11 protein-coding genes are annotated in these 12,472 nt (G+C 67.3%); 4 read left to right on the top strand and 7 right to left on the bottom strand.

The annotated features are described in order from the left end of the window. Positions 1 to 16: 16 nt before the first annotated feature. The 6 genes from EQ874_RS04340 to EQ874_RS04320 all read right to left on the bottom strand — a co-directional run bounded on the left by EQ874_RS04340 (position 17) and on the right by EQ874_RS04320 (position 4,625). Entirely contained in the window at positions 17 to 721 is a 705-nt protein-coding gene (locus tag EQ874_RS04340) for an N-acetyltransferase (protein ID WP_242496632.1), read from the bottom strand. 179 nt (positions 722 to 900) lie between these two features. Next, positions 901 to 1,539, bottom strand: a complete 639-nt coding sequence (locus EQ874_RS04335; protein WP_129975761.1) for a hypothetical protein — start codon at positions 1,537 to 1,539, stop codon at positions 901 to 903. Between the two features lie 102 nt (positions 1,540 to 1,641). Next, a complete protein-coding gene (locus tag EQ874_RS04330) occupies positions 1,642 to 1,893 on the bottom strand; it encodes an Rdx family protein (RefSeq protein WP_347400864.1) in 252 nt (83 codons plus the stop codon). Positions 1,894 to 2,125: 232 nt separating this feature from the next. Next, positions 2,126 to 2,287: a hypothetical protein gene (locus tag EQ874_RS22825; protein ID WP_016933265.1), complete on the bottom strand. Its 162-nt coding sequence runs from the start codon at positions 2,285 to 2,287 to the stop codon at positions 2,126 to 2,128. An 83-nt stretch (positions 2,288 to 2,370) separates the two neighbouring features. Then, complete coding sequence (locus EQ874_RS04325) at positions 2,371 to 3,483, bottom strand: glycosyltransferase (RefSeq protein WP_129975759.1); 1,113 nt, start codon at positions 3,481 to 3,483, stop codon at positions 2,371 to 2,373. Then, positions 3,480 to 4,625 (bottom strand): glycosyltransferase family 4 protein, encoded by a 1,146-nt coding sequence (locus EQ874_RS04320; RefSeq protein ID WP_064063542.1) that lies wholly within the window; start codon positions 4,623 to 4,625, stop codon positions 3,480 to 3,482. Before EQ874_RS04320 ends, EQ874_RS04325 begins: the two co-directional genes overlap by 4 nt. Before the next feature lie 140 nt (positions 4,626 to 4,765). On the opposite strand from EQ874_RS04320, the gene EQ874_RS04315 reads away from it, so the two are divergent. The 4 genes from EQ874_RS04315 to EQ874_RS04300 are packed head-to-tail and all read left to right on the top strand — an operon-like array spanning position 4,766 to position 11,350. After that, positions 4,766 to 6,757 (top strand): hypothetical protein, encoded by a 1,992-nt coding sequence (locus EQ874_RS04315; protein WP_242496631.1) that lies wholly within the window; start codon positions 4,766 to 4,768, stop codon positions 6,755 to 6,757. Between the two features lie 5 nt (positions 6,758 to 6,762). After that, positions 6,763 to 8,247, top strand: coding sequence for an archaeosortase/exosortase family protein (locus EQ874_RS22820; protein ID WP_242496630.1), 1,485 nt, complete (start codon positions 6,763 to 6,765; stop codon positions 8,245 to 8,247). After that, on the top strand, positions 8,232 to 9,707 hold the full coding sequence (locus EQ874_RS04305) for a glycosyltransferase (RefSeq protein ID WP_016933270.1): 1,476 nt from the start codon (positions 8,232 to 8,234) through the stop codon (positions 9,705 to 9,707). Before EQ874_RS22820 ends, EQ874_RS04305 begins: the two co-directional genes overlap by 16 nt. Next, positions 9,704 to 11,350 carry a glycosyltransferase family 39 protein gene (locus EQ874_RS04300; protein ID WP_207213470.1) on the top strand — a complete coding sequence of 549 codons (1,647 nt, stop codon included), beginning with the start codon at positions 9,704 to 9,706 and terminating at the stop codon, positions 11,348 to 11,350. The genes EQ874_RS04305 and EQ874_RS04300 overlap by 4 nt, the downstream gene beginning before the upstream one ends. Here EQ874_RS04300 and EQ874_RS04295 read toward each other — a convergent pair. Next, a complete protein-coding gene (locus EQ874_RS04295; protein ID WP_129975757.1) occupies positions 11,342 to 12,406 on the bottom strand; it encodes a beta-mannosidase in 1,065 nt (354 codons plus the stop codon). The genes EQ874_RS04300 and EQ874_RS04295 overlap by 9 nt on opposite strands. Positions 12,407 to 12,472: the final 66 nt, after the last annotated feature.

Raw genomic sequence — 12,472 nt, 5'->3', positions numbered from 1 at the left:
TCGTCCGTACAGTCCGTCAACTGCCGAGCAGCCAACGCGGACGCGACCACATCTGCCAGGTCTCCGCGACGCGTGCTCCGGCGGCGAGGTACAGCGGCGTGACGCGCGGCCTGGTGAGCCCGCACATCGCGACCGGGCCGCGCTGCGCGTAGGTGTGGGCGGCGCCCGCTCTGATCAACCGGTTCGCGAACCCGCGCCGCCGGCGTCCCGGATGAGTTCCGAGCGACCACACCGTCCGGATCGCCCCACTGTCCACGAGCAGCGCACAGCACTGCAGATCCCCGTCCTCGACGATGCCGACCACCTCGACGCCGGGGGTCCGTGCCATGGCATCGGCGTAGGCGACGGCAGCAGTCCCGGGCGCGATCCCGAACGTCCCGGCGGCGAGTTCGCGGGCATCCGCCATATCGGCCTCACCGAGCGTTCGGAAGCCCGGGTCGACGGGAGCGTCATGAGCCACGAGACAGGTCAGATCCAACGATCCGGCACACACCCAACTGTGGTCGGCAAGGACCTGCGCAGCACCGAGTCCGTCTCCGGCGAGCAGGACGATCGACGGGTTGCCGGCTTCCGTCAGGGTCTCGTAGACGTGATGTGCCCGGGTGGTGACATCGCCACCGTGGACGAGAGCGAGGTTGTAGTCGGGGTCGGGGGCACCGGTGATGCCCACCCACCAGCCGTCACCGGCGGACCAGCCCCCGCCGGACGTCAGTGGACGCATACTCTCACCGTAGGAACGACGCAGCTGCGGCAACGATGTGAGACCCGTCGCGGTCGAAGCGGCCTCCACACATCCTCCCTTCCACGGCTCACGCACTCTCGGACTGTCTTCTCCGGGCCACTACAGAAACAGCATCGGCGGCACCCTGGGGGTGCCGCCGATACGGACATGCTCGAGGATCAGGACTGGTTGCCGATCAGATCGCGCAGGAACTTGATCACGAACTGGAGAGGATCCACGGGCTCCTGCTCCGATTCGGGAGTCTGAGGAACCTGGCCGGACTCGGGAGCGGCCTGGGTCTGCGGTGCCGACTTCGCCTGCGGAGCAGGAGCCGACTCGCCCTGCGGGGCGGACTCGCCGCCGCCGACCGTCACGGGGATCCCCCCGGTGAAGGGGCGACCGGACGCGTCGAAGATGTTCTCGTACTGCGTACCCGAGGCGTCCTGGCAGCCCCAGAAGACGTTGTAGGTGCCGTCGGTGATCGACTCCGGGCCGGCCTGCGAGGGTGCGCCGTCCTTGATGTACAGCGCGCTCGAGGTGCTGGTGTTGGTCACCGAGAAGCTCGTTCCGGCGGGCTGCGCGTCGATGCGGCCCGACGGATCGGCCGTGTCGACGGTGCCCGGCTTCAGGACGTAGGTGACGCAGGTGACGCCGCGATCGACGTCCGCCCGGCTCAGGTCGAAGTCGACGACGATGGCGCCGTTCTCCACATTCGCCGATACGTTCGGCCCCGCAGCGGACGAGATGCCCGGCACTGCCAGTGCCAGCAGTGCGGCACCCGACGCTGCGACGGCAGCCTTCTTCGCAACAGAATTCATCGATTTTCCTCCCCGTATTTTCGATGTCGGCGACCGCTTCGTGAACGGCACGCCGTCGACCGTGCCCGGCGCGCGTAGAACGCGGGCACATATACCGGAACGTTACCGCGAGATGTCGGTACTGTCGCGACGAGGGGCATCGTCGGTCCGATCGGCCCGATCGACGTGCCCGAGATCACGAGCCGGATCCACGAGCTCGCGCACCCATTGCCCGAGCGTAGCGATTTCAGGAAAACCGTTGCCCTCCTTACGGTCCCGAACAACCGCACCGAGCGCGGCACCGAAGGTGTCCAGCAGCTCCTGCGCCATCCGCCCGGCACGCAGCAGCCATCGGCACCGTGCGCAGCGGGCGATCGCAATGCGGGGAGTCCGCTCGGTCAGGAACGACAGGATATTCCCGCCGGAAATAGGTGAAGCCCCGGCAATCGTGGTGGTGGATCGGCCGGGGCTTCGGCACGGACCGGTGATGGGGGTAACCGACCCGTGCGGTCGTCCTCACATGGGGGGACAGGAGGACGACGCGGATCCGAGTCTAGACACGGAAAATTGTTACTCGCGAGTACCGCGTCGGCGGTGATGCGGCGTGTCAGGAACTCACGGGAGGATTCGCAGAATCACGCTGCTCGCGCTGCATCTCGACGAGTTGTTCCTCCCTCTCGGAGACGAACAGGAACCGACCGACCGCGAGCGCGCCGAGAGCCGAAAGGCTCAACCACGCCGCCAGCGCCGATGCGATCCACACCCACATGGCTCACAGTGTGCGCGAATCCGCCGCCAACACCAAACACCGGAGATCACAACATGGTTGCAAAAGCAATACTCGAGGATGGCTCACAACGTGACGCCGGTCGCCCAGAGCGCGTTCGCCATGGCCGGCAGCGTCACCTCGATATCGTGATGGTCCTCCACCCTGCGCCGCGCGGTGACGGCGAGCCCGGTTCGTAGCTCGGGTTCGGCGACGATCCGTCGCAACACCGCGGCCAGGGTGTTCGCGTCACCGGGCGGCACCAGCAGCCCCGCGCCGTCGGACAGATATTCGGCGGTGCCTCCGTGATCGGTACCGACGACGGGCACACCGTGCGCCATCGCCTCGAGCACTCCCAGCGGCCCGGCCTCCGGTGCAATACTGGCCGAGACCAACGCGTCCCAGACCGCGAATACCTCTGCCGGGTCGACCTGCCCCAGGAACGACACGCGTCCACGCAGGTCGGAGCGCTCTGCGCGGCGGCGCAACTCGTGGAGGAACGCTTCGTCGCCAGGAAACGGCGTACCTGCCACGTCGAGGCAGATTTCGGGCACCTCGGCGACCGCATCCAGAAGAACCCGATGCCCCTTCCACTCCGTCACCGACGCCAGGATGCCCACCCGCACGGCCGAGCCGGCACGACGGGCGGCGAGGGACGGTGCAACCGGTACCGGAACCCCGTTCGGCGCAACGACGACCGGATATCCGCATTCGCGGACCGGAGCCGCGGTGGCGCGGGAGACCGCTACGGCACCCGCCACCGCTGCTCTGCCGAGGCGGGCGACGAGGCGTTGCTTCCGTGACGACAGAGTGTCGTGCACCAGCCACCTCGCACGTTCGCGATGGGATGTACCTGCGACAGCGAATCGCAGGGATGGCAACGCGAACAACGAGTTGCACACCACCTGTGGTCGCTCGGCGGCGAGCACGCGCCGGAGCCGGAGCGCGCCCCCCAGCCACCGCACCGGAAGACTCGCCAGGCCCGTGATCCGCCCGGTTCCCGTCTGACCCCACATGCCCAGGCGTGGCAACCCGACGTGCACGCACCCGGCCGGGAGCGCCTCGGCCAGGGGTCCATCGGGGCACGCCACGGTGACTCGCAGGCCTTGTGCGAGGGCGACGTCGACGAGCGCCAGCATCACCTTCTCGGCACCCGACCGCTCACCGGTGTGCGCGACGAACAGCAGCGAAGCGCTCACCGCGCAACGACCCTCCTGTGCACCCGGCCGAGCAGCTCCGTCAGTCGCGCGGCGGTCGTGCGGATATCGAACAGTTCGGCGATCCGCGCGTGCGCTGCCGCGCCCATGCTGCGTCGCCGCACCCCGTCGGCGAGCAACATCCGGAGTGCCGCGAGGAGCGCCTCGTCGTCGGTGTGTTCGACGAGAAGCCCGGTCTCGCCGTCGACGACCATCTCGGGGATCGACCCCACCGTCGACGCGACGACCGGAAGTCCGGCCGCACCTGCTTCGAGAATCACGTTGGGTGCCTGGTCCATTCCGGACGGGAAGCACATCAGGTCCGCTTCGGCGAGGATGTCCCACAATCGGTCGTCACCGCTCACGAGATCACCCACCACCCGCACACCCGGCAGATCCGGAACAGGATCACGTGTGACGAGCACCAGATCACACGTCTCCCTCAGGTACTGCTGGTGCAGCCGCAGGAGAGTGCTGCCGCCCTTGCGTTCCATGCTGGTGCCGATGAAGACGACGGTGGGACGCCGGTGCCGCGAACGATCGGGCAATGCCCGTTCCCCGGTGAGAAAGGGCGACCAGATCCCGGGTGCCATCGTCAGCACCTTCTCGGCGGGCAATCCGTACGTCGCCCCGGTCAGCGACGAGGCGGTGCGCCGGCCGTTGGCAATCACCAGGTCCGCGGCATCCAGCACCGGACGCTCGAAGCGGACCGCTGCGCGCACCGCGAACGGAGTGAACCGGGTCGCCGTGCGATACGGGATCAGATAAGCGTTGAGTTCGTTGGTGCTGTCCGTCGTGACCACCGTGGGACGAGTCCGCATCAGGTCGGCCGAACCGAGCATGCAGTTCTGGGTGTAGACGTGGAGGACGTCGATGTCTCCCTGGGCAAGACGTTCCTGCAGCCGACGCCTCAGCCCCCGGGAATGCACGAGCTGCCCGCGCAGCGCCTGGAGGTCGAGATCGAGCCGATCGAGTCCGGGCACCGGCGCGCGGAACACCTTGCCCACGAATCCCGGACCGTGGGCGTCGAGGAACTCCACCTCGATGTCGTCGCGTTCGACGAACGCCCGCCGGAGCGAATGGTGCACCGTAGCGTGTCCACCGATGTTCTCGTTCACGAACAACGCCTTCAGCGGTTCCGCCACCGGTGCCTCCTGTTTCGTCCGGTTCGGGGTCGTCGGCTGAAATCGGGACCGGCCCTCGTTTCGTTACAACAGAGCAACGTCATAACGAATTGCCGACGCGCCTGCAATACTTTCGTGATCCGACACAATACGCTGTTCGGGTGACATTCCACCGAACCGGTCGCCGTTCCCGCCGTAGCCTGATGCTGGCACTTGCCGCCTCGATAGCGTTGTGCGCGAACCCGATTACTGCTTCAGCACAGGATCTCGAGCCGACGGAACCGGCCTCGCCGGGCGAGGTCGCATTCCCGACCCGCAATCTGGGGCTCGGCCCGAAGCTGGAATTCCGCGGCAATTCCGATGTCGTCACGCTCACAATTCCGGTCCCTCCCGGAAATACCCCCGCTCTCCTGGACACCACAGCCCAACTGCCCACGAACGTCGCGCGCGGATGGATCGACGTCACCTCGGACGGACGGTTGCTCACCCGCGTGGAACTGCCGGCCGGCGGCGACATCGTGCCCCTGTCGATTCCGCTCACCGGCGCGAAGGTGGAGAACGACGCCGCGGTGATCTCGCTGGGGCTGACCTTGACAGCCGTCGACAACATCTGCCCCGACGACTGGACCCTCGGTTCGGTACGACTGCACGACGGTGTGATCCGGTACGCCGGTACCCCTACGCTCCCGTCGGTGGTCGCCGACTATCTGCCGCCCGTCCTCGAACGCCTCGAGTTGTATCTGACAGAAGAACCGACGGACGCCGAGTCGACCGTCACCCTGGATCTCGCCGCCGGCGTGACCGCGCGCTATTCGGGACGTCAGGTGCCGGTGGACGTGCGTGAACTGCCGCCGAACGGCATTCCCCCGGCCGCCGACAGTCCGTTCGTCCGGCAGATCGTCGTCCGCGAAGGCGAGGAGACGGGTGTGGAGATCGGCACGATTCCCGATGGGCCTCCCGCCCTGTACGTCCGAGGCGATGCCGAGACCCTTCTCGACCAGGGGCGCCTGGTGAACAGCGTCCTGTCCGGCTTCGCCGTGGGCTCCGACGTGGCCGTCGGCACCTTCGACGTCCCGCCCATCCTTGCTCCGGACTCGACCACCCTGAACGACCTGCGGGTGTCCGATCTCGAGACGAGCGGTCTCGGCATCGCCGACGTACATCTGTTCCTCGATCAGGCCGAGTTCGGCCGACCCGTCCGGGATGTCGCCATCGATCTGAAGGGTTCCTACACCCCGCTTCCCGCCACCCAGGGTGGGCTGATCACCGTCTCGGCCGGTGACGTCCAGCTCGACGCATGGGCAGCCGACTCGAGCGGTGTCATCGACCGCATGGTCACGGTGCCGAACTCGTCCCTCGGGCGCCTCACCGACATCACCGTCGCGCTCCGCACGACCGGTTCCCAGGAGCAGTGCGGTCTCCAGCAACCCGTCACCCTCCGTATCGACGGCGACAGCCGCGTGTCGAGCACCGTCGCCGACCCGCCCGTTCCCGCCGGATTTCCGTCGCTGCCCCAGACCCTGATGCCGCAGCTGAACGTCGCCACCGCCGCTCGCACACTCGTCGACGTCGGACGTGCCGTCGAACTCGTCGCCGGGCTCCAGTCGCTCACCACGCGCCCGCTGGATCCGACCTGGGTGTCGATCGACGACGCGCTCACCTCGTCGGCGCCCGCACTGGTCGTGGCGGCGAACGGCGTCATCCCCGACCGACTGCAGTCGGAGTTGCCGCTCGTCCGCACCGAGGACCGCCGGTTCGAGGTCCGCGACGCCACCGGCGAGAGCACCAGCCTCACCTTCGGCACCGAGGTGGACTTCGCCTCCGTGCAGGTCGTGCGCGAGGACGGACGCACCGTACTGGTCGCCACGTCCACCGACGTCCCCGAAGAACTCGATCGGACGATCGACTGGCTCTCCGCCGAGCCCGGCCGCTGGTTCGAGCTCGAGGGCAGCGTGCTGTTCACCGCGCCCGACCGCGATCCGATCACCCTCATCGATCCCCGGGCCCAGGACGACGGCGTGGACGCGGCGTCGTCGGGAACGAACAGCACGGTGACCGCGGTGGTCGTCGCGGGTGTCGTCCTGCTCGTCGCCGGTGCGGCAGGCGCCGCGGTGTGGGCGCTCTCCCGCCGGCGCCGCCCGCAGTCGCGGTGAACGCGATGACCACGACAGTCGAGCAACCGCCGTTCACCGAACGGTTCTTCACGAGCGCGCTGCGGCGCACCACCATCCGGTGGGTCGTGATAGTCGCCGCGACACTGATCGGCTTCCACTCCACCTGGCTGCAGCTGATCGCGGAGATCCGCACGGGCACCACGGGCGGTTACGTCCTGATCGTGCCACCGCTCGTCGCGGTCGTCGCGATCGGTGTCACGCGCAGGCGCCGGAACGAACTGCCCATCCACGACCGGCAGACCGACATCATCACGTCGGTGCTCCTGCTGCTGATCGCGCTCGCGATCAAGGGCCTGCTGATGCCGAGATACGCGACCACCTACCAGGTGATGCACCTCGACGTGCTCGCCGCGTGGGTGTTCGTGTGCGGTGCGTGCATCGCGATGTTCGGCCTGCGGGTGACCGCGGCCTACTGGGAGGCATGGATGATGCTCTTCCTGAGCTCCCCTGTCGTGTACCGGATCGTGCTCGTCGAACTCGGCGGGACGAAGTTCGTCGCCGGTGTGGTCACCCTCGTGCTCGCCGCCTCGGCGATCGGACTGGCGACCCGGCGTACCTGGGCTCGTGGATTCTTCTACGGCTCCGCAACATTCGTGATCGGACTGATCGTGCTCGCCGTGATCGATCGGCGATGGCCGGACGCACCCATCGCCGTGGACCAGTACGTCCCGGCGGTGATCGCGACGGTGGTCGTCGGCTCCGGCGCCTACCTGTGGACCTTTCGCGGACTCGCACCGCGCACATTGCCTCCGAATCCGGTCTCGATCGCCCAGGCAGTACGCGGAGCGATGTGCATCGCGGTGGCCGCCCTGCTCGCCGCACTCCTGCCGCTCCCCGACCAGCGCCTGACACCCGTCTCGGTCGGACCACCCTATTCGGGCACCGCCACCCAGGTCGTCCCGTCCGGATGGGTGCAGTTGTCGTCCGTCGACTACGACTGGCCGCGCGCCTACTTCCGTCAGGGATCGGTGCTGCGCCGGCAGATGCTCCGGGCGGAGGAACCGAACCCGGAGTGGGATCGGCTGCTGCGCCCCCGCACCGTCGCAGTGCAGACCCTACAGGTGCGCAGCCCGAACCAGTTCGCGGTCTATCCCACCCAATCGATGTACGCACTGGGCAGATCACGGGTGAGCCCGAAGGAATACGTCGATCTGGGTCGCGGTGTGACCGCCGAATACTTCACCGTCGTCGACGACACACTGCTCCTGACGTGGAGCCTGCTCAGCTTCGTCTGGACCCGCAGCGACACCGTCGCCCAGCGGGTGAGCCTGCTGACGGTGGACAACCACGAACTCGATGCGCCGTTCCCGCAGCCCGAGCCGAACACTGTCGCCAACGCACGCACGCTGATGCGAGTGTTGCTGCGCGGCAACGGCACCGTCGAGGACACCGAACCCGAGTACAAGGACCGTTCCATGCTCATCGAGGTGGGTCGCGAACTCGTGGAGGCACAATGGCAGGACGCGTGAACGTCGGTTCCGGACACGATGTTCCGGCCGAGAACACCATCGAATTCGACGCCTACCGGAAGGCGGCCCTGCACGAGGCCGTACACGGACTCCGTGAACGCAGCCCCGTCTCGTCGGCGTCGGTCGCATTCGTGCCGTGGCAGAAGTATCTCGGATTCGCACTCGCCGCGGCCTTCGTGGCCTCGCTGGTCGTAGCGACGAAACCTACCCTGATCGTCTTCACCGTGCTGTGCACCTTCGGGTACATCGCGACCCTGGCCGACCGGTTGCTGCTCTTCACCCGGGGCATGGCCCGCGACGCGCAGTTCATCGTCGACGACGAGGAAGCGCTCGCCCTGACCGACGACCGGCTCCCGCCGTACACGGTGCTCGTCCCCGCCTACAACGAACCCGAGGTGGTCGGCGACCTGCTCGCTGCCATGGCCGCGCTCGACTATCCGGCCGACAAGCTCCAGGTGCTGTTGCTGCTCGAGGAGGACGACACCGTCACGATCGACGCCGCGGAGGAGGCCGGACTCGGCGAGAGCGTCGAGATCCTGCTCGTCCCGGCCGCCGACCCGCGCACGAAACCGAAGGCGTGCAATTACGGACTGCACTTCACGACGGGTGAGATCGTGACGATCTTCGACGCCGAGGATCTCCCGGAACCACTGCAGCTGCGCCGGGTGGTCGTCGTCTTCGACCGCCTCGGCGACGACGTGGCGTGCGTGCAGGCGAAGCTGGCCTTCCACAACGGAACCCAGAATCTGCTGACCGGCTGGTTCACCGCCGACTACGCGCTGTGGTTCAACTTCATCCTGCCCGGCCTGATGAAGTCGCACTCGCCGATCCCGCTCGGCGGGACGTCGAACCACATCCGCCGATCGGTGTTCGACGAGATCGGTGCGTGGGATCCGTACAACGTCACCGAAGATGCCGATCTCGGTGTCCGGATCGCCGAATCGGGTTACTCCACCGCGGTTCTCGACTCGACCACACTGGAAGAGGCGAACAGCGATCCGATCAACTGGGTGCGGCAGCGATCCCGGTGGTACAAGGGCTATCTGCAGACCTGGCTGGTCCACATGCGCCGTCCCGTCCGACTGTGGCGAGTCATCGGCACAGCAGGAATGCTGCGGTTCACCACCCTGCTGGCGGGTACACCGATCATCGCGTGCCTGAACATGGTGTTCTGGATGACGACGCTGTCGTGGCTGCTCGGACAGGCGGATCTCATCGAGGAGATCTTCCCGTGGTACGCCTACTTCCCCGCCTTGATCTCGCTCGTGTTCGGCAATGTCGCCGTGATGTACATGAACTTCGTCGCGTGTCGCGAGACCGGGCACGCGAACCTGTGGTGGCCGTGCCTGACCGTCCCGCTGTACTGGGTGCTCATGTCCATCGCGGCGATCAAGGGCACCTATCAGCTCATCCGCAATCCCTCCTACTGGGAGAAGACGTTCCACGGGTTGTCGTCGTGAAGGCCCGCAGCCGGTGGGTGTTCTGGACCTCGTGCCTGATCTATCTGGCGGCAGGTCTGTGGCTCGCGCTCGACGTGCAGTACTACCAAGGGGATTCGCTGAGCCGTGTGAGCGCTGCGCGGACGGTGCTGCTGAGCCGCGACCCGCATCTCGCCGCCATCGGATTCGTGTTCACGCCGCTCACCGCACTCGTCCAGGTGCCTCTCGCCGGTCTGTCGGCGTGGTTCCCCGGACTGACGGCCTATTCGGTGACGGCGGTGATCATGTCGGCACCGTTCATGGCCGGCGCAGCGGTGCAGATCCACAAGATCGCGTGCGATCGCGGATGTTCCCCGTGGTTCGTGTGGACGGTGACGGCGGCCTTCGCACTGAATCCGATGATCGTCTACTACGGCGCGAACGGGATGAGCGAGGCACCGTTCCTGTTCGCGTTGTGCTGGGCCGCTCGCCGGCTCATCCGGTGGTGCAGCACCGACGACATCCACGACCTCGCCCTGGCGGGCATCGCCCTGGCACTGGCGTATCTCGCGCGGTACGACGCGCTGGCCGTCGGTGGGGCGGTGACGGTCTTCGTCGCGCTGCTCGTCCGGTACCGCTCACGCCGATACGCTCCCGGCGCCGGATGGCAGCCGGCGATCATGGACGCCATTCTCGTCGCCTCTCCCCTCGCCCTGGCCTTCGTCGTGTTCGTCACCACGAGCTGGCTCGTCACCGGGGAGGGGCTCGCGCAGTTCACCTCCACCTACGGCAACGCCGCCATCCTCGAGCAGAGCGGTGGTGGGTCGTCGGGCGGACTCGGTGCGATCGCCTTCTCGCTCGCCGAGACCGTCGTGCTCGGACCGGCGCTTCCGCTCTTGATTCCGGTCGTGGCGGTGCTCGCGTGGCGGCGACGCGATCTCGAACCGCTCGTACCGTTCGTGGTCTTCGGCGCGGTTCTGGGCTTCGCGGCACTGTCCTACGCGCGCGGGATGACCTTCCCGTTCCTGCGCTTCTACATCTGCGCGATCCCGCTGCTCGCCGTGTGGGTCGTGCAACTGGCGCCGCGACGCGGGCGGTTCGCGGCCCGACGTCCCGGCCCGCACACCGTTCCGAGAGCCGAGGACCACAGCGGGGCGGCCCCATTGGGTGCGGTACTACTGGTGTGCAGTCTGCCCATCACGTTCGTCGCGATGGGCTCGCCCGCCCTGTCGCAGGAACAACACGCGCTGCGCACGGTTCTGTTCCCGGACGACGATGATCCGTCCGACGTGCGTGAGCAGCAGCGACGGGTGATCGCGGCGTTCTCCACCGAACGACGCATCGCCGAATACCTCGACGAGAGGGACCTGCCACCGGGTTCGGTGCTGATGGACACGGTCTACGGGTTCGCGATCTTCTCGGCCACCGAACGCCCCGAGACGTTCGTCATCCCTTCGGATTCCGACTTCACGGCCGTGCTCAACCGCCCTTCGTCCTACGGAGTCGAATACATCCTGACCGTCCCCAACGAGGGTCGCGGAACATCGGATGCCGTGAACCGCCGTTATCCCACGATCTACGAGACCGGCAGCGACATCGCCGTACTCGAACTCGAGATCCCCAACGACGGGGCCGACCAACCCGATTGGAGGCTCTTCCGCGTGAGCGACCGCGCTTCATCCTGAGCGGTGGTGACGCCGTAGGACATACCGGACCGGGTCGTCGAGACCGATGTCGTAGGTGCACTCGTCCGCCCGCGGGTCGGGGACGAACGACCACAACAGCGCACCGTCGGCCCCGAGGTCGCGGTACCGCGTGAGCGTGCGGTCGACGATCTCGGCACGCTCGCGTAGGTCGAGACACGAGCCGGCCCGGACCCCGAGTTCGGCGACGAGCATCGGCTTCGACAACCGGGCGAGCCGCTGCTCGAGGAACTGTGCGTCGTCGTAGTCGTGGTACTGCACGACGTCGAGCTGCTCCGCGTCCGTCACGATCTCGAAATCGTCGCCGGCCGAACCGCACTGGTCGCCTCCGATGGTGCCGACCGTGACGAGCCGGTCCGGGTCGTGTGCGCGGACGATTCCTGCCGCCTCGTCGATCCAGTTGCGGAGCAGTCGCGCACCACCGGGAAAGCACTCGCGTCGTTCGAGGGTGCATTCGTCGTCGGTGCAGGTCGCGGTCTCTGGTTCGCCGATCAACTCCCACATCGCCACCGAGGGCGACGATCCCCACCGTTCGACGGCCGTCGCGACCCAGTCGTCGTAGGCGAGCACATGACCGGGCAGCGGGTCGCGCCAACCGGTGTCGTACCAATCGGCCTGCTTGTATCCACCCGCGTCGCAATCACTGTCCTGCGGCGCGAGAACCGGGATCACGTACACCCGGTGCCGTTCGGCAGCGTCGAAGACGGCGTCGAGTGCGGAGAAGTCGAGCATGTCGCCGATCCGGTGCACGGCGTGGGACTGGAAGGCGTCGAAACGCACCACCGATCGGGGCGCCAGCGCACCGAAGAACTCGTCGAGATCCACCTCGGCACCGCATCCCCTGTTGATCTCCCAGCGCGTACCCAGCTGATAGGCGTTGAGCCCGGCGGGCCACCACGGACGGTCGTCGAGAACGAGCCGGCCACCGTCCGCGCGGACCACCGGAAGATCCTCCGGAGGCGAGGGACGCGACGAAGTATCCTGCGCGCAGGCCGCGAGCAGGAGCAGAAGTGTGGTAGCAACCACAGCGACGCGCACGTTCAGAGACTAACCCGCGCGGTCGTGTGCACACGGGCCGGCCGGAAACATCGCGGCCTCCGTGGT

This window comes from Rhodococcus sp. Q1, assembly GCF_004153645.1.
GTDB lineage: Bacteria > Actinomycetota > Actinomycetes > Mycobacteriales > Mycobacteriaceae > Rhodococcus > Rhodococcus gordoniae.
This window is presented reverse-complemented; position numbering and strand designations above follow the sequence as displayed.

Excerpts from the sequence above, each read along its gene's own strand:
- EQ874_RS04340 (WP_242496632.1), bottom strand. The coding sequence starts at position 721 with ATGCGTCCACTGACGTCCGGCGGGGGCTGGTCCGCCGGTGACGGCTGG.
- EQ874_RS04335 (WP_129975761.1), bottom strand. The coding sequence starts at position 1,539 with ATGAATTCTGTTGCGAAGAAGGCTGCCGTCGCAGCGTCGGGTGCCGCA.
- EQ874_RS22825 (WP_016933265.1), bottom strand. The coding sequence starts at position 2,287 with ATGTGGGTGTGGATCGCATCGGCGCTGGCGGCGTGGTTGAGCCTTTCG.
- EQ874_RS22820 (WP_242496630.1), top strand. The coding sequence starts at position 6,763 with ATGACCACGACAGTCGAGCAACCGCCGTTCACCGAACGGTTCTTCACG.
- EQ874_RS04305 (WP_016933270.1), top strand. The coding sequence starts at position 8,232 with ATGGCAGGACGCGTGAACGTCGGTTCCGGACACGATGTTCCGGCCGAG.